The organism is Luteibacter sp. GL_149, from assembly GCF_057834065.1.
On the sequence record NZ_CM174395.1, the window covers coordinates 2,782,796 to 2,800,014 of the forward strand.

Annotated in this window: 13 protein-coding genes; 3 read left to right on the forward strand and 10 right to left on the reverse strand. The window is 65.3% G+C overall.

The window, feature by feature from the left end:
* Positions 1-3 precede the first annotated feature (3 nt).
* The 9 genes from AC3IR3_RS12305 to ald all read right to left on the reverse strand — a co-directional run bounded on the left by AC3IR3_RS12305 (position 4) and on the right by ald (position 11,530).
* Positions 4-420: an SRPBCC family protein gene (locus tag AC3IR3_RS12305; protein WP_489192475.1), complete on the reverse strand. Its 417-nt coding sequence runs from the start codon at positions 418-420 to the stop codon at positions 4-6.
* A gap of 54 nt (positions 421-474) precedes the next feature.
* On the reverse strand, positions 475-1,047 hold the full coding sequence (locus AC3IR3_RS12310; protein WP_489192476.1) for a hypothetical protein: 573 nt from the start codon (positions 1,045-1,047) through the stop codon (positions 475-477).
* Between the two features lie 199 nt (positions 1,048-1,246).
* The gene (locus AC3IR3_RS12315; RefSeq protein ID WP_489192477.1) at positions 1,247-2,584 is read right to left on the reverse strand and encodes a replication-associated recombination protein A; all 1,338 of its coding nucleotides are present in this window, start codon (positions 2,582-2,584) and stop codon (positions 1,247-1,249) included.
* A 225-nt stretch (positions 2,585-2,809) separates the two neighbouring features.
* Positions 2,810-4,174, reverse strand: coding sequence for a DUF3999 family protein (locus tag AC3IR3_RS12320; RefSeq protein WP_489192478.1), 1,365 nt, complete (start codon positions 4,172-4,174; stop codon positions 2,810-2,812).
* A complete protein-coding gene (locus AC3IR3_RS12325) occupies positions 4,164-6,914 on the reverse strand; it encodes a DUF2339 domain-containing protein (protein ID WP_489192479.1) in 2,751 nt (916 codons plus the stop codon). The genes AC3IR3_RS12320 and AC3IR3_RS12325 overlap by 11 nt, the downstream gene beginning before the upstream one ends.
* A 76-nt stretch (positions 6,915-6,990) precedes the next feature.
* Positions 6,991-7,641 (reverse strand): outer membrane lipoprotein periplasmic chaperone LolA, encoded by a 651-nt coding sequence (gene lolA, locus AC3IR3_RS12330; protein WP_489192480.1) that lies wholly within the window; start codon positions 7,639-7,641, stop codon positions 6,991-6,993.
* 29 nt (positions 7,642-7,670) lie between these two features.
* Positions 7,671-8,099, reverse strand: coding sequence for a hypothetical protein (locus AC3IR3_RS12335; protein WP_132144720.1), 429 nt, complete (start codon positions 8,097-8,099; stop codon positions 7,671-7,673).
* Between the two features lie 6 nt (positions 8,100-8,105).
* Positions 8,106-10,433, reverse strand: a complete 2,328-nt coding sequence (locus tag AC3IR3_RS12340) for a DNA translocase FtsK (RefSeq protein WP_489192481.1) — start codon at positions 10,431-10,433, stop codon at positions 8,106-8,108.
* Positions 10,434-10,465: 32 nt separating this feature from the next.
* Complete coding sequence (gene ald, locus AC3IR3_RS12345) at positions 10,466-11,530, reverse strand: alanine dehydrogenase (RefSeq protein WP_132144716.1); 1,065 nt, start codon at positions 11,528-11,530, stop codon at positions 10,466-10,468.
* Positions 11,531-11,736: 206 nt separating this feature from the next.
* On the opposite strand from ald, the gene trxB reads away from it, so the two are divergent.
* From trxB to aat, 3 genes are read left to right on the forward strand one after another with little or no spacing between them, the layout of a single operon-like run.
* Positions 11,737-12,696, forward strand: a complete 960-nt coding sequence (trxB, locus tag AC3IR3_RS12350) for a thioredoxin-disulfide reductase (RefSeq protein WP_489192483.1) — start codon at positions 11,737-11,739, stop codon at positions 12,694-12,696.
* A 47-nt stretch (positions 12,697-12,743) separates the two neighbouring features.
* The gene (locus AC3IR3_RS12355) at positions 12,744-13,877 is read left to right on the forward strand and encodes a GNAT family N-acetyltransferase (RefSeq protein ID WP_489192485.1); all 1,134 of its coding nucleotides are present in this window, start codon (positions 12,744-12,746) and stop codon (positions 13,875-13,877) included.
* Positions 13,874-14,575 carry a leucyl/phenylalanyl-tRNA--protein transferase gene (gene aat, locus AC3IR3_RS12360; RefSeq protein ID WP_489192487.1) on the forward strand — a complete coding sequence of 234 codons (702 nt, stop codon included), beginning with the start codon at positions 13,874-13,876 and terminating at the stop codon, positions 14,573-14,575. Before AC3IR3_RS12355 ends, aat begins: the two co-directional genes overlap by 4 nt.
* Positions 14,576-14,804: 229 nt before the next feature.
* Here aat and gspD read toward each other — a convergent pair whose 3' ends face one another.
* On the reverse strand, positions 14,805-17,135 hold the full coding sequence (gene gspD / locus AC3IR3_RS12365) for a type II secretion system secretin GspD (RefSeq protein WP_489192489.1): 2,331 nt from the start codon (positions 17,133-17,135) through the stop codon (positions 14,805-14,807).
* Positions 17,136-17,219: the final 84 nt, after the last annotated feature.

A 17,219-nucleotide genomic window follows, 5' to 3' on the forward strand; every position in this document is an offset into this window, starting at 1 on the left:
CGATCAGTGGCGTAACTCGCGGTCCAGCGCCTTCAGCATCTTGAGCCAGCCCTCGATGCTGCGCTCTTTGTCCTCGGGCAGGACGTCGTGGCCCAGCATCAGGAGGCAGCCTCCTGGGGCGGGCTCGATTTCGATGCTGACATGGACGGGGCGCTCGTCGTATTTCGGTACGGCGAAGGTGAAGCCCAGGATGATGGGACGTTCGATGCGCGTGTATTCGCCGGTGTGCAGGATGTCTTCGCCGCGGCGCCGTTCGACGATGCGCCATTTACCGCCTTTGACGGGGTCGATGCTGACTTCGAGCATTTCGCCTTTTGGCGTTGCAAAGAGCCATTCGCCGGCCGTTTTCGGGTCGAGCCACGCGTCGAATACGCGTTCGGGTGTGGCTCTGAATTGGTATTCGACTTCGAGCATGTCCATGGTGTTGTGCGTGTCCCGCTGCCTATGAAGGGTGCCGACGTTGGCGCAACGGGCTTACGAAGGCAAGCGGTCGCCGCGTCCCAGCCACCACGCCATGGCCGCACCGGCCAGCAGCCAGCCAAAACCCTGCTCCAGCAGCGAGCCGAAGGTAAAGGCCAGCGGGAAGCGGTACCAGTTCCAGTAAGGGACGCTGATGCTCAACCAGGAGAAGACGCCGAAGGCCACCGCCAGCATGACGCGGCGGCGGCGCACCGGGGTGCACCAGAGCATGCCGACGGCAACCAGGATGGCGGCCAGCGTGTCGGAGATCCACTGCGTGGGCAGCTCGCGCACCATGTTGGTCGAGTCCCTGCCCTGCGGCTGGTAGACGATGAAGGCATAGGGGTTGGCGGCGGAGCGCTCGGCGTAAGCCTTCACGGAGGCGTCGTCGTGGCGTTTCATGTCGAACCACGGAAGGACGTAGATGCCTTCCTGTTGCGGGAGACCGGCTCTGAGGGCGTCGATGACCTGGCCTTCGGATGCGGGGGCCCGCATGGACAGTTCGCCGATGGGCAGGGCCATATGCGCGAAGGCGCCCCAGATGAACATCACGACGCCGCCTATCAGACCTGCGATGAGGATACGCATGGGACCGGCCTCCAGGTTGGGTTTCAGGCTCAGGGTACGCCGAGATTCGGGGGTTAGGTATGGGTCGTTTGGGCTAGGTGGGGGGCCGCTTCGCCGCTTCGTTGGCTTTCGCGCGCAGGGACGCTCCCGCCATGGATATATCGACCTCTGCATTTTCCGTGGGAGCGTGCCTGCGCGCGATTCCTGCGAAGCGAAACGCTTAGTCCTTGTCCGAACGGGCGGCCTTGCGCGCGGCACGCAGCGCTTCCAGCTTCTCGCGCAGCTTCGCTTCCAGCCCGCGCTCGACGGGCTCGTAGAACGTCATGTCGACCAGCTCGTCGGGCAGGCATTGCTGATCGAGCGCTACGCCGCCTTCCACATCGTGGTCGTACTGATAGCCCGTGCCGTAGCCCAGCCCTTTCATCAACTTGGTCGGCGCGTTGCGCAAATGCATCGGCACGTCCAGCGTGCCCATCTGACGCACCGTAGCCTTGGCTTTGTTGTACGCCATGTACGCCGCGTTGCTCTTCGGCGCAATGGCCAGCCAGATCGCCAGCTGCGCAAGACCCAGCTCGCCTTCGGGACTGCCGAGGCGCTCGTAGGTGTCCCACGCATCCAGCGCCATGCGCCACGCACGGGGTTCGGCCAGACCGACGTCTTCCACCGCCATGCGCGTCATGCGCCGCGCGAGGTAAAGCGGATCGCAGCCACCGTCGAGCATGCGCGTCAGCCAGTACACGGCGGCATCCGGATCGGACGAGCGCACGGATTTATGCAGCGCCGAAATCTGGTCGTAGAACTGCTCGCCGCTTTTGTCGAAGCGACGCGTGCGGTCGGCCAGTACCTGCGTGAGCGTGACCTCGTCGATGCGATTGTCGATGGCGAGTTCGGAGGCGATTTCCAGCAGCGTCAGCGCGCGGCGCACGTCGCCATCGGCGGCCGAAGCGATCAGCTCAAGCGACGCATCGTCGACGTCCAGTGCCAGTTCGCCAAGGCCGTGCTCTTTATCGGCCAGCGCACGGCGCAGCGTGCTGACGATGGCATCGCGGCCGACCGCATCCAGCACATGCACGCGGCAACGCGACAGCAATGCGGAGTTGAGTTCGAACGAAGGGTTTTCGGTAGTGGCGCCGATGAAGATGATGACGCCGCGTTCGATATGCGGCAGGAAGGCATCCTGCTGCGTTTTATTGAAACGATGCACCTCGTCGACGAACAGCACGGTGCGTCGACCCTGCGCGAAGTTGCCTTCGGCTTCGGCCAGCGCCTTGCGTACATCCGGCAGGCCGGACATCACGGCGGAGATGGCGCGGAAGTCGGCATCCGCATAGCGCGCTACCAGCAACGCCAGCGTGGTTTTGCCGCAACCCGGCGGACCCCACAGGATCATCGAATGCACCTTGCCCGCTTCCAGCGCGCGACGCAGCGGCTTGCCTTCGTCCAGCAGACGCGACTGGCCCACGACCTCGTCGAGGGTACGCGGACGCATGCGCTCGGCCAGCGGCTTCAGCGCTTCGGGTTCGGCAAAAAGGCCGGGTTCGCGGAACTGGGACGACATGGCGGGCACGGGTAGCGTAACGAACGGCCATTATCGCCGTTTCGTCGTGCACGTGGTCTCAACAGGCCTAAATCGTTGTAGGAGCCCGCTTGCGGGCGAAAGCCAACGGAGCGGCGAAGATGTGCGCGACATCCGCAGCTCATAGATCGGGCTCGCGGAGGTGAGCATCCGCCTTCCTCGCCCTGTTGGCTTTCGCCCGCAAGCGGGCTCCTACAACGGCATATGTCAGGGGGCTGTATCGCGCGGTTTGCGCAGCAGACTCACCGCCATGCCGGCCACCAGGGCCGCACCGCCTATCAATACCACCCATAGCAGCGGCTTGGTCCAGTCGTAGGGGACTTTCGGCGCTTCCAACGCCGACGGGCCCGCCGCGTCCTGGCGCGACCCGATCGTCGCGACGGCGGGCTTCCAGTCGTCCCCATTGGCCGTGCGCAGGCTGGCGATGGCGTCGGTCACCGGGTAGTCCGGGCGACGGGCCATATAGCTGCCCACCAGCAAACGGTAAGGTGCCTTGCCTTCGGGCAGAAAAACGAAACGATCGGGCACCCAACCGGCGGCCAGCTTCGGCGGCTTACGCAGTGCCACGGCACTGTGCAGACGAATCGTCAGCCGGCGTTTCGACTCGAACGTCACGACGGGTCTGGCGTCGGCGCCGCCCTTGGTGACGGAGAGTTCTCCCAATGCCTCGGCGAGTCCGTCCTCGGCGATCGAATGCACGTCGAAACGGGCAACGCTGTCGTCGCTATCCAGCGCAACGCGCACCGAATCGACGGGCAGCGCCGCTGGAAGGCGATAGAAATAATCGAAACCGCCGGTCTTGCTCGCCACGGATGCCGGCGTAGTGATCACGCCATCCGCCCACTGGCGCCGCTCGTCTTCGGTACCGGCGGTATCGAGCACTTCACCCGTGATCTTCACCGTCGACGCGGCGGCATCGCCGTCCGTCCAGGGCGCTTCGCCCTGCGTGATGCGAATGCGGAAATAGCGCGCGGGATTGCCGCCGATGCGCAGCGAACGCTCGTCGACCGTATCGTCGCCGCGCTTCAACGTCACGACCGGCATGTCGGTCGCGAGCCGGTCCCAGTGCTGCAGATCGTCGCTGCCTTCGACGTTCATCGAAATACTGGCGTCCACACTCTGCGGTGCGAACAGCAAGGTATCGAGCGTGATGGAACGCTTCGCGTCGATCAGCCATTCGCTGGGCTTCGTGGACGCGGCGGCCTTGCCCGGATCGATGACGATATCGCCGTTGGCGTTGCGCTGGATGCGCGCACCCTCGGCTCCTTCCGCGGTCACGGGCACCGGCAGCAAGCGTGCCGAAAATTCCACCGGCTTCGGCGAAGGCGGCGCGGCCGTATAACGTCCGAACGGAACGCCGCGGCCATCCGCATCCGCCACGACGACGTCGGCAAGACCGGCATTCAGACGCGCCCATGCATACGCATCGGCAGGCAGATCGACTATATAGGCGGAGGCACCGGGCTCGATGGTAAGCGGGTAGCCGTAGGCATAGTCGCCCACCGGGGCGGCATAGACACCCGTGGCAGCGGTCAGCAGGCCGATGCAGCAAACACGAAGGTCACGACGCATGGGACGACTCCGGAGGAAGGTTGGCGCTCTGGCGCGGCGGCGCCGGCGCGAAATAGCCGATGACGGTGCAAAGAAGACCGTAAGCGATGAACGAGGCGATGCCGAACAGGTTGCCCAGCTGCGCGCGGTCCACGATCAATAGTTTGGCGAGCACGATGCCCATCGTTGCGGCGCCGCCCAGCCAAAGCATACGCAGGCCACGCTTCGATCCCCAGACCCAGGCGACCACGCCGATCACGCTCCATACGACGGTCAGCGACAACTGCGCCAGATGCGAAGAGAAAATCTCGCCGCCCCATGTTACGCCACCCAGTTGCGACACGGCACGCAGCGTGAAGCTGGTGGCGATGGCGAACACGGCCGCACCCAGCGCGACCGGCCGGGCGGCACGCAAGGCAGCCGGCGTATCGGCATCCACGAACCAGCGGGCCAGCAGGAACAGCACGGCAAGCAACAGGAGGTCGACCGGATTCACCACCGGAATAAACGGCAGCGGACTGGCATCGCCGCTGGCGAACAGCGCGCGCAATCCGATGCAGCCGGTAACGACCATGGAAGAAAATACCAACGCGTTGCGCGTCGACGCTTCGAGCTGCGCCAATGGAAACGCCAGGCGTCGCGGCCATGCCAGCGACAGCGCGAGCAACGCCAGCACCGGCACGAGCGGCACGACCAACTGCCAGCCTTCGAGCAGCCAGTACGACGTGTCGATGGCCAGTGCGATGCCGATGACCAGCGTGGCGACCCAACGCCACCACCAGATGACATGCGCCGCCACGGAAGCCAGCGTCTGCACGGCCAGCACACGTAGCGTGCGCCATCCCGTCAGCGCGCCGATAACGACAGCGGCCAGCCAGTAACCGGCGAAGGGCTGGATGCGTGCGCCAAAGGTCCAGAGGACGACGAGCACGCTGCCTGCGAGCAACAACGGAACCATGTACGTGACCACGCCTCGCAGCGCTGTTTGCACGACATGACGCGAGCCTTCGGCCACCAGCCACGCGGTGACCGCGAGAAGCACGAAGACCTGCGGTATCGCAAGCAATGGGGAATGCGTGAACCGGACCATCTCGGCGAACACGCCGCCAAGCCACCAGAGCATGGCCCAGAAGAAGAGTGCGACGGACGCGAATCGTGCGCCGCCCGACGTTCCCTTGCGGTCGAATTGCGACACGCTGAGGACGGCGGCGGCGACCAGCAGCAGTACGCCGATGAACGCCGCGTTGAGTATCGGCGTTGCCGCGTAGTGATTGTCGAACAGACTCGACCACAGCCAGCTCAGCGCGGCGAACATCTGCAAACCCACACCGCTGAAGCGCGGCAGTCGACGGCCCTGACGGAAGCCCAGCCAGACCAGCCCCGCGCCTTCCAGCGCGAACACGCTGGAAGTCACGCTGGCGCTGAGCGCCAGGGGCACGGCGATGGTCGCGAATGCGACGGCGAGTACGGCCCATGTTTCGCGCAGCACGACCATATCGTCGCGACGGCGGACGGCCCATGCGATAGCGATGTAAATCACGGCGACGACCAGCGCCGACAACGCCAGCGGTTCGCCGTGCCACTCGAGCAGCGCGCCTTGCAGCAGCAGGCTGGCAAGCGGATTGCCGAACATCAGGCAGCCATCCAGAACGGCGCGCTCGCGACGTGGCGAACGCAGCACATGCAGCCATGGAATGACCAGATAGAACAGGAAGTTCAGGACCAGGAACGGCTCGGTACTGGCGAACAGTTCCGATCGATAACTGAGTACGCCCCAGACGGTACCGACACCGAACGTCGCGATGAAGCCCAGCACGTTGAGTACACGCCACGCGCGCTTCCACGCAATGCCGAGAATGGCGACGTTGAGTACGGCGTAATAACTGAAAAGCGCGACATGGTTGCCGCTGCCCGTGGAGATGAGGATCGGTGTAGCGAAGCCGGCGATCAGACCGAGCACGGCCAGCGCGAGTGCATCCTGCAACACCGCAAGCACACCGATAGCCGCCACCAGTACGACCAGCAGACCGAACGCGGCCATCGCCGGCACCAGGTCGTACAGACGATACGCGGCGAAGATGGTCATCACCAGCACGCCGATGGCGCCACCCTGCAACGACAGGGCGAAGCTGCGCCGCGATTCGCGGTGCTTCCAGCCGAAGGCGACACCCGCGATGGCGGCGATGGCGATCAGCGCGAGGCGCACGGGGATCGGCACGCTCAGGAAGCCCTGATCGGTGGCGTATTTCAGCGACGCCGCCACACCGGCGAAGAGGACGAGCATGCCGATCTTGACCGGCACGTTGCCTTCGGTGAACCAGCGTTTGATACGGTCCGCCAGCCAGTCGGCACCGGAAGGTCCGGCCGGCGGTACCGGCGCGGCGGGCGCGACGACCGCGGGCGGCGGCGTGACGCGCGCAGCCACCGGCACCGGCACGGGAGGCGCAACAGGGCGAGGCACGGGCGGCGGTATCGATGCGGGGGGCGGCACGGCGGACACGGGAGGCGGAACGGCAGCCGCCGTCGGCCAGGCGGCCACGCCTTCGTCACGCACGGGTGGCGCCACGGGCGGACGCACTATGGCGACGGGGGTCGCGGCATTCAGCTGATCGAGCCGTCGACGGGTTTCGTCGAGGTCGTTGCGCAGACCGCCGATGCGAGCCCACAACAGGCCTATCGCGAAACCGGCAACCGCCCCTTCGTAACCCTGCCCCACGAGGCCGCCGATAACGGCGCCCACGATCGCCCAGACGATATACATGCGTTAAACACTCCCTGTACGGCTCCCCGCCGCCCGGCGCAGTCTTGCACGGGCGCCGTTAAAGGGGGAAGCGGAATCAGTTCTTGATCGGTTGAGTCATCAGAACCGGCGCATCGCCGATGACGTCCGCGCCTTCCGGCGGGGTGAAGCTGAAGGTACTGGCGGGAAGCGCCCCATTGCGCACCCATCCGGCAAAACGAATGTCGGTCGTATTGCCCAGCTGATCGCGGAACATCATGCGTGCGAGGCCGTTGGCGTCGAAACCCAGGTCGGCGAAAGCGAACTGCGGGTCCTTGCCTGTCGAGGTAAGACGCAGCCAGGTCAGACCGTCGCGCTCGCCCTGCTCGGTGACTTTGAAATCGCGGTCGAGCTGGCTGATGTCGGTGAGGACGGTGAGCGGGCTCTGCGATTCCTCGGTGCTCTGCTTGCGCACCGTGACCTGTTCCAGATCGGGATCGAACAGCCATACGCGGCTGCCGTCGGCGACGATGGTCTGCTTGTACGGCGCCGTTGTATCCCAGCGGAACTGCCGTGGCGCTTCCAGCGCCATGGTGCCCGAGCTGGTCTTGCCCGGATCGCCATTGGCCGACGACATCGTCTGGCTGAACCGGCCCGAGAGCGAATGCAACCCCTTGGCGAAGGTATCCAGCCGCTCGCGCGCGGCGCCCGCCGCCACGACGGAAAGGCTGCACAGGGACAGGACGAGCGACAATGCCAGGCGTTTCATGGAATGGGTTCTCTGGGATGTCGGCGCGATCATGCGCGGTCGCTTTCGAACAAAGCCTTAAGCATATCGATGGCCTCGGCCGGCGATATCTTGCCGGCCTGCATCTGGGCGTTGATGTCGGCAATGGCCTTGCCGTCGCGGTGCCAGAACGGCGCATCGTGCGTGGCCACGTGGGCCGGCCGGGCTTCGTTGCCGTACAGGTGAACCTCGGCGATTTCCGGCTGCTCGGCGAAGATCACCTGCAGCGCGTCGTCGATACCGTTGGTATGGCCGCTGGGATAGTCGCGCACAATCGTGCACCACTTGCCCTCGCCTCGCAGTTCCACGCCCGGGATCGACGGGTTCAGTTCGAAAATGGTGGCGACTTCGTCGAGCACCTCGGCCGACGGCTCGAGGTCGCCCGAAACGAGCAGGGTCCAGGGACGTTTACGAAACGCGCCCGCTTGATTCGCATGCATGATGCATCAGTCCTTCGGAGGCGGTGGCGCGAGTACTTCGCGGTTGCCGTTGTGCTGGGGTGCCGACACGATGCCTTCCTGCTCCATCTGCTCGACCAGTCGCGCGGCGCGGTTGTAGCCGATGCGCAGATGGCGCTGCACGCCGGAGATCGATGCACGACGGGTTTCGGTGACGACGCGAACGGCACGGTCGTAGAGCGCGTTGTCGCTGTCGCTATCGCCGTCGCTTTCCTGCGGCAGGCCCGAGTCGTTGATGAACTTGCCGTCGGAGGTGGACTGGACTTCCTCCAGCACACCTTCGACGTAATTCGGCGCACCCTGAGCGCGCAGCCATTCGACGACGTTATGCACTTCGTGATCGTCGACGAACGCGCCATGGACGCGCTCGGGCGTGGCCGTGCCCGGCGGCAGGTAAAGCATGTCGCCATGACCCAGCAGCGCTTCGGCGCCGGACTGGTCGAGGATGGTGCGCGAGTCGATCTTGGACGACACCTGGAACGCGATACGCGTCGGGATGTTCGCCTTGATCAGACCCGTGATCACGTCCACCGACGGACGCTGCGTGGCCAGGATCAGATGCACGCCAGCCGCACGCGCCTTCTGCGCGAGACGGGCGATGAGTTCTTCGACCTTCTTGCCGACGATCATCATCATGTCGGCGAATTCGTCGATGATGATGACGATATGCGGCAGCGGTTCCAGCGGTTCGGCGGCCACGCCCGGCATATCCGGATTGGCGCGGAACAGCGGATCGAGCAGCGGCTGGCCCGACGATTCGGCGTCGCGCACTTTCTTGTTGAAGCCGCCGAGATTGCGCACGCCCACGGCAGCCATCAGCTTGTAGCGGCGCTCCATTTCGGCCACGCACCAGCGCAGGGCGTTGGCGGCTTCCTTCATATCGGTGACGACCGGCGCGAGCAGATGCGGAATGCCTTCGTAGACCGAAAGCTCCAGCATCTTCGGATCGATCATGATCATCCGCACGTCTTTCGCACTGGCCTTGTACAGCAGGCTGAGCACCATCGCGTTCACCGCGACGGATTTACCCGAACCCGTGGTACCGGCCACCAGCAGATGCGGCATCTTCGCCAGATCGGTGACGACCGCCTTGCCGCCGATGTCCTTGCCGAGCGCAAGCGCGAGCGGCGATTTCATCTGATCGTATTTTTCCGAACGCAGGATCTCGGACAGATAGACGATCTGCTTCCGGGTATTCGGGATTTCCAGGCCAATGACGTTCTTGCCCGGAATGACGTCGACCACACGCACGCTGACCACGGAAAGACCGCGCGCGATGTCCTTGTCGAGGCTGGACACCTGGCTGCCGCGCACGCCGGCGGCCGGTTCCAGTTCGAAACGGGTGATGACCGGGCCCGGATAGACGCCGACCACCTTCGCTTCGATGCGGAAATCCTTGAGCTTCAGCTCCACCTGACGCGACAGGACTTCGAGGGTTTCCTCGGAATAGCCCGGCCCCTGCGGCGGCGCTTCGTCCAGCAGCGACAGCGGCGGAATCTCGCCCTGCACCGACGGACCGGTGAACAGCGGAATCTGGGTTTCGCGCGTGGCGCGTTCGCTTTTGACCACCATGGGCGCGGGCGTTTCGATACGCACGGGCTCGCGTCTGGCCTGTTTGACGGCTTCGGCTTTCTTGACGACTTCGCGTTCGGCACGCGCGGTGCGCGCGGCCATGACATCCGGCGCCTTGCGCATCTTGCCGCCGAACCAGCCGCCGAAACGCACGACGCCCTGCCCGGTCGTATCCATCAGACGGAACCACGACAGACCGGTGGCCAGCGTGACGGCGACGAGGAAGATGGCGAGCAGCAGCAGCGGTGCGCCGGTGTCGCCGAAGGCCCTGAGTACGCCGCTACCGACCCACTTGCCCACGATGCCGCCGGGACCTTCCGGCAGCACGGGGAAATGCAGGTTCAGATACACCAGCGCGGGGCCGGTGATAAAGAAGAAGACGAATCCGATGAGACGCAGCGACGGCTCCCAGGGAGCCACGTCGCGCTCGCCGCGATGCCGCAGCACCTGCACGCCAAGGGCGAGCAGGAGCAGCGGGAAGCAGTACGAGACCAGTCCGAAAATGTAGCGCAGCAGGTTGGCGATGTTCGCGCCGACCGCGCCACCGAAGTTGGTGGCGCGCTCGGCTTGCCCCATGTGACCCCAACTGGGGTCCTGATCGTTGTAGCTGATCAGGCAGACAAGGAGATACAGGGCAAGCGGCAACAGCAGCAGCGCCCCGGCTTCGCGCAGGCGCCGCTTCAGCTCGTCGCTGAGACCGGCACCCTTGCTTTCTTTCTTTACGACCTTCGCGCTGCGCGCCACGTATCAGCCAGCCTCGTTCTGCGGACGGGGCATCATGCCATGCCCTTGAGGGCCGGGTGCACGATATGGCCGCCTTCGATGTTGATACCGGCCGCGAGCGGTGCGTAGTCGCGCCATTCCTTGCCGGCGGCCAGACGCTGCACGTACGGCAGGATGGCGGCCGAAATGGCCTGCGACGAGGTCTGCGGCACGGCGCCCGGCATATTGGTGACGCAGAAATGCGTCACGCCGTGCACGTCGTACGTCGGCGCCTTCCAGGTGGTCGGGCGCGAGGTTTCGAAGCAACCGCCCTGGTCGATGGAGATATCGATCAGCACGCTGCCCTTTTCCATGGTCTTGACCATGTCTTCGGTTACGACACGCGGGGCCTTGGCGCTGGGGATCAGCACGGCGCCGACCACGATGTCGGCCGTGGCGACTTCTTCGGCGACCGACGACTCATAGGCGTACAGCGCGGTGACGTTGGGGCCCAGGGCCATCATTTCGGCCATGCGGTCCGGACGCTTGTCGAACACGACGACGTTGGCACCGGCCGAGGCGGCCAGCGCGGCGGCGTTGCCACCGGCGGCGCCGGCACCCAGCACGACGACCTTGCCGCGCGGCGTGGAGGCCATGCCGCCCAGCAGCTTGCCCTTACCGCCGTTCGGCTGGTGCAGGAGCGTGGTGCCGATCTGGGTGGCGATGCGGCCGGCGATGACCGACATCGGCAGCAGCAGCGGCAGGGCGCCGTTCTCGTCGACGGACTCGAAGGCGACGCCGGTCAGGCCGATGTCGAGCAGCGACTTGGTCAGCGCCGGCTCGGCGGCCAGATGCAGATAGCAGAACAGCAAGTGGTTCTTCTTCAGGAGCTTAAGGTCGCCCTCGATGGGCTCCTTCACCTTCACGATGAGTTCGCCGGCGTCGTACAGCGCGGCGGCATCGGCGACGACCTTCACGCCGACGTTGGAGTAGTCGGCGTCGCTGAAGCCGCTCTTGGAGCCGGCGCCAGCCTGGATGAACACCTCATGGCCACGGCGCACGAGATCGGCGGCGGCGGCGGGAACGAGGGCAACGCGGCCTTCGAGGGTTTTGGTTTCGGAGGGGATACCGATACGCATCGTGACGATCCTGAAAAGACAGAGTTAGCCACCATGTGTGGTCATGGAGGCACCTTATGGAGCGAACGTCTTGAATCGCACGCCAGTCTTCCCCATTCTTCCGGGTCGACACTTTCTCACCACACCTCGATACGGCCTGAACTTAACGCCGCAAGAGGCGAGCGGTACGACTGAAACACGCCGCCAGCAAACCTGAAGGATTATACATGAGCACCCCCAAGCACAGCCGTTTGCTGATCCTCGGCTCCGGTCCGGCCGGTTATACCGCTGCCGTGTACGCGGCGCGCGCCAACCTGAAGCCGACGATGATCACCGGCCTGGCCCAGGGCGGACAGCTGATGACCACGACGGAAGTCGACAACTGGCCGGGCGACGAAAAGGGTGTTCAGGGTCCGGAACTGATGCGCCGCATGGCCGAACACGCCGAGCGCTTCGAAACCGAGATGGTTTTCGACCATATCCATAGCGTCGACCTGGCCAGGCGCCCGTTTGCCCTGAAGGGCGATGCGGGCGAGTACACGGCCGACGCGCTGATCGTCACCACCGGCGCCACGGCCAAGTACCTGGGCATCGCTTCGGAAGAGAAGTTCAAGGGTCGCGGCGTCTCCGCCTGCGCCACCTGCGACGGCTTCTTCTTCCGCGATCAGGACGTCGTCGTGGTCGGCGGCGGCAATACAGCCGTCGAAGAGGCGCTGTACCTGTCCAATATCTGCCGCAAGGTTTACCTCGTGCATCGCCGCGACAAGCTGCGCGCCGAAAAAATCATGCAGGACAAGCTCTTCCAGAAGGAAGCCGCCGGCAAGATCGAACTGCTCTGGAACCATGCGGTCGACGAAGTGCTTGGCGACGACTCCGGCGTCAACGGCGTGCGCGTGAAAGACGTGAATACCGGCACGAAGCGCGACCTCGAGGTCACCGGTTTCTTCGTGGCCATCGGCCATACGCCGGCCACGGGCATTTTCGAAGGCCAGCTCGACATGCGCGACGGCTATATCAAGATCAAGTCGGGCATCGACGGCATGGCCACGTCCACGTCGGTCCCCGGCGTATTCGCCGCGGGCGACGTGGCCGACCATGTCTATCGCCAGGCCGTGACCTCGGCCGGCTTCGGCTGCATGGCCGCGCTGGACGCCGAACGCTGGCTCGACCAGCAGAACCTGATCTGACCCGTTCCGGGCCCCGCCACCGCGCGGGGCCCGGTAACCGGCACGTCATGACGGACGTACGCTTCCTCGACGGTCTCTCCTCCATCGTCGCCGACGACTGGAACCGCCTCGTGCCGGACGGCAACCCCTTTGTCTCGCACGCCTTCCTGCATGGCATGGAATCGAAGGGCTGCCTGCGCGAGGACTACGGCTGGAAGCCATACCATCTGGCGATCTACGAAGGCTCGCGTCTCGCCGCTGCCGCGCCCATGTATCTGAAGGGCAATTCGCACGGCGAATTCGTGTTCGACTGGAGCTGGGCGTCCGCGTGGGAACGTGCCGGCGGGGACTACTATCCGAAGCTGCTGGTCGCATCGCCCTACTCGCCCGTTCCGGGCCCGCGCCTGCTCGTCGCCGACACGCCCGTCGCCGAAGTGCTGCGCAATCAGCTCACGGCCGCGATGACCGACGAAGCCGACCGGCTGGGACTGTCCTCGATTCACGCCAACTTTCTCGCCGAGGCGGATCTCGATGCTTTCGACGATCGCTGGCTAGCCCGTTCGGACTGGCAGTTCCATTGGCACAATCGCGGCTATGTCGACTTCGCCGACTTCCTCGGCGCGCTGACGTCGAAGAAGCGCAAGAACATTCGCCAGGAGCGCAGCCATGCGCATGCATCCGGGCTGACGATCGAAATGCGCGGTGGCGACGAACTCGACGATGCCGCGTGGCGACAGATTCATCAGTTGTACGAATCGACCTTCGATATGAAGGGCAACCATGCCGCGCTGACGCTGCGTTTTTTCCAGTACATGGGTCGCAGCATGGGTAAAGGCGTGCAGATCGCACTGGCCCGGCATGAGGATCGCATCGTCGCGATGGCGCTTTTCCTGCGCGGTGGCGACGCGTTGTACGGACGCTACTGGGGAGCCAGCGTGGAGGTTTCCGGCCTGCATTTCGAGCTTTGTTACTACCAGGGCATCGAATACTGCATTCGCGAAGGTATTGCGCGATTCGAACCCGGCGCACAAGGCGAACACAAACTCGCACGCGGCTTCCTGCCGACGCAGACGCACTCGCGGCACTACATCGCGCACGAAGGTTTTCGCCGCGCCGTCGGCGATGCGCTGGCGCATGAAGCCGAGGCGCGTGCCGCCTATCGCGACGAACTGATGCAGCACTCGCCGTACGCCGACCGATGATCCGCCTGCCGCGATTGCATCCCGCGCTACCGGACGTCTTTCCCGATCCGGAGGACTCGCTCGACGAGCCGAATGGCTTGCTTGCCTTTGGCGGCGATCTTTCGCCCGAGCGGCTGGTAGCGGCGTATTCGCAGGGCATCTTTCCCTGGTTCAACGAAGACGAGCCGATTCTCTGGTGGTCGCCCGATCCGCGTTGCGTGTTCCGTACCGATGGATTGCATGTGAGTCGCAGTCTTCGGCGACAGTTGCGTCGCGATGGCTGGACGGTCACCGCCGATCGTGCGTTCGCCGATGTCATGCGTGCGTGTGCCGCGCCACGTGCGGGACAACCGGGTACGTGGATCGGCGAGGACATGTTCGTCGCTTACAGCGAGCTGCATACGCGTGGTTATGCGCATAGCGTTGAAGTGTGGGATGGCGATGCACTGGTCGGCGGGCTGTATGGCGTCGCTATCGGCCGGCTGTTTTGCGGCGAGTCGATGTTCAGTGCGCGCACCGGCGGTTCCAAGGCGGCGCTGGTGGGGCTTTGCGATCTGCTACGCGAATGGGAGTTTCCGCTGCTCGATGCGCAGGTGACGAACGATCATCTGCTGAGCATGGGAGCGATCGAGATTCCGCGAGCGAAGTTCGTCGCACAAGCGCGACGATTGAGCGCGCTGCCGGGAAAACCCGGTACCTGGCGAGACGTTATTTTGTAGGAGCCCGCTGGCGGGCTTGTGCCAGGCAAAAGATCAATAGCGGTGCGAAAGCCCACAGGACGAGGAAGACGGATGCGCACGTCCGCGAGCCCGGTCTACGGGCTGCGGATGCATATCCCACCTTCGCCGCTCCGTTGGCTTTCGCGCGCAAGCGCGCTCCCACAACGAGCAAAGTTCGCGCTGTTGATCTCTGGGAGCGCGCCGGCGCGCGATGCCGACCAAGCGCGGCTTACGGCCGCGCCGGGAGCGTCTGCACCGGCGTCGATCCCCCGGCACGCGGGGTCGCTGAGCTTGCCGCCGGCAACAACGGCCGCAGCGATTCGAACTTGCGCTGGTACTCGTCCGTCACCTGCCGGGCTTCCTCCCCGTTGCTCACCACCCGCGGCGTGATCAGCACGATCAGCTCCGTGCGGTTGCGGCTGCGCGTGGTCGTGCCGAACAACCGGCCCACGATCGGCAACTTGTTCAACCCCGGAATCCCCGTGTCGCTCTGGTTCTCGTCCTGCTTGATCAACCCGCCCAGCAACACCGTCTGCCCGCTCTGCACCGCCACCTGCGTGGCCACCTCGCGCTGCTGGATCGGGAAGTTCCCGGTCGTGGTGTCCTTCACCCCCGGCGCACTGACCACCTGACTGATGTTCATGTAGACCAACCCGCCCGGGTTCACGCGCGGGCGCACGTTCAGGATCACCCCGGTGTCCAGGTACTGGACCTGGCCGATCTGGTTGTTCGTGCTGCCCGTGGTGTTGATATAGGTCTGGTTGACCGGGATCTGGTCGCCCACCTGGATGTGCGCCTTCTGGTTGTTCAGCACCACCAGCGAGGGCGCCGACAGGATCTTCGCGTTGCCGCTGGTCTCCATCGCCCGCACCGCCACCGACAGGTCGTTGTTGGTGAACGAGTAGAAGAAACTGTTCGCCGGGTTGTACACGTTGCCGCCGTTGCCCAGCGCCCCCTGCCGCTTGTTCCCCGGCTGGCCGACCGAGCCGTTGGTCCCCCCGGCCAGTCCTTCCAGATACCACTGCACGCCGAAGGTGAACTCCCCGGTCAGGGTCACTTCCAGAATCCGCGTCTCGATCTGCACCTGAAGCGGCACCGCATCGAGCCGCTTGATCGCCTGCTCGATCTCGGCCCACTGCGAGGGCCGCGCGCGGACCATCAGCTGGTTGTTCGAATCGACCGAGGTGATCCGCACCCCGTCCTCGGTGGTCGCCCCGCCGCTGCGCCGGCGCGAACTGCCGCTGCTGTCCTCGCCGCCCAGACTGTTGCTGCCCTGGGTCGTGCTCCCGAAGCCGGTCCCGCTGCTCCCCCCGCCCAGGCTGCCCGTCGTACTCCCGCCGCCGCCCAGCGAACTGCCCGTGTTGCCGAAGCCGCCCGCCGTGCTGCCCATCCCGCTGCCGCCACGGTTGCCCAGGTCGCTGTCGCTATCCCCGCCGCCGACCGTGCCCGAGGTCAGCCCCGGGCCGACCTTGCCGCCGCGATCGGACGACCGCCCGCCCGAGCCGCTGCCGTAAATGTCGCTGAGGTAATCGGCCAGGTCCGCCGCCTGCACGTTGCGCACGTCGTACACGAACAGCTGCGGCTCGTTGCCGCCGCCCCGGTCGATCCGGTCGATCCAGCCGCGCACTTCCTCCAGGTACGCCGCCTGCGGGCTGATCACCACCAGCGCGTTGGTCCGCTCGATCGGAATGAACCGCAGCATCCCGGCCATCGGCGTGTTGCCCTTGTCGCCGAACAGCTTGTCCAGCGCCGGCATCAGTTCCTTCACGTCCGCCCGCTGCAGGCTGAATACCCCCACCGACATCCCGCGCAGCCAGTCCACGTCGAACGTGCTCACCGTGCGCTGGTAGTTGTCCAGCTCCGCCGGGGTCCCCGCCATCACCATCACGTTGCGGGTCGGGTCGGCCAGCAGCACCGCGTCGGCCCGCGCAAACGGCTTGATCAGCTTCTGCATCTCCACCGCCGAGATGTAGTGCAGCGGAAACAGCCGCGCCTGCAGCCCGCCCTGCGGCGCGGCCGCGCCCAGGCTCGGCACCAGGTTGCCGGCCGCCGCGTCCTTCGCCGGCATCACCACATACCGCCCGCCCGTGCGCACCAGCGCGTTGCCGGTCCACGACAGCAGCGTCTCCAGGATCGGCAACGCCTGATCGCTGGTCACCGGCTGGGAGGTGGAGAAGGACACGTTGCCCTGCACCCCCGGGGTGATCGAATAGTTCTCGTGCAGCAGGTCGCCCAGGATCGCCTTGACCACCGACTCGACCGGCTGGTTCTCGAAGTTGAAGGTGACGCTGCCCTCCCCGGCCACCACCGGCCTCGGCTTGGCCAGCCCCTGCGGGCGGACGAACTGGCCGCTGCCGGTGACGATCTCCGGCGCCACCGCCGCCCCGCCGTTACGCGGCGCATTGACCGGGCCCACCGCCAGCGACGGCGGCACCGGCTTCTCCGTCCCGGCAATCGCTTCGCGCTGTAAGGAACCATCGTCACGTGGTTGCGGCAGGGTCGAGCATCCGGCTAGGACGACCGCAAGCGCCGAAGCGCCGATCAGAGAACTTCTGAGCATGGAACAACGTACTCCCTCGTTGGTCGCGGCGCGCGCACCTCCCAGGCGGCGCGCCGATTCCCAACTCTACTGTAGGAGTATGAC

Bases quoted from the DNA above. Each gene is read 5' to 3' on its own strand.
- AC3IR3_RS12305 (WP_489192475.1), bottom strand. From the start codon at position 420: ATGGACATGCTCGAAGTCGAATACCAATTCAGAGCCACACCCGAACGC.
- AC3IR3_RS12310 (WP_489192476.1), bottom strand. From the start codon at position 1,047: ATGCGTATCCTCATCGCAGGTCTGATAGGCGGCGTCGTGATGTTCATC.
- AC3IR3_RS12315 (WP_489192477.1), bottom strand. From the start codon at position 2,584: ATGTCGTCCCAGTTCCGCGAACCCGGCCTTTTTGCCGAACCCGAAGCG.
- AC3IR3_RS12320 (WP_489192478.1), bottom strand. From the start codon at position 4,174: ATGCGTCGTGACCTTCGTGTTTGCTGCATCGGCCTGCTGACCGCTGCC.
- AC3IR3_RS12325 (WP_489192479.1), bottom strand. From the start codon at position 6,914: ATGTATATCGTCTGGGCGATCGTGGGCGCCGTTATCGGCGGCCTCGTG.
- lolA (WP_489192480.1), bottom strand. From the start codon at position 7,641: ATGAAACGCCTGGCATTGTCGCTCGTCCTGTCCCTGTGCAGCCTTTCC.
- AC3IR3_RS12335 (WP_132144720.1), bottom strand. From the start codon at position 8,099: ATGCATGCGAATCAAGCGGGCGCGTTTCGTAAACGTCCCTGGACCCTG.
- ald (WP_132144716.1), bottom strand. From the start codon at position 11,530: ATGCGTATCGGTATCCCCTCCGAAACCAAAACCCTCGAAGGCCGCGTT.
- trxB (WP_489192483.1), top strand. From the start codon at position 11,737: ATGAGCACCCCCAAGCACAGCCGTTTGCTGATCCTCGGCTCCGGTCCG.
- AC3IR3_RS12355 (WP_489192485.1), top strand. From the start codon at position 12,744: ATGACGGACGTACGCTTCCTCGACGGTCTCTCCTCCATCGTCGCCGAC.
- aat (WP_489192487.1), top strand. From the start codon at position 13,874: ATGATCCGCCTGCCGCGATTGCATCCCGCGCTACCGGACGTCTTTCCC.
- gspD (WP_489192489.1), bottom strand. From the start codon at position 17,135: ATGCTCAGAAGTTCTCTGATCGGCGCTTCGGCGCTTGCGGTCGTCCTA.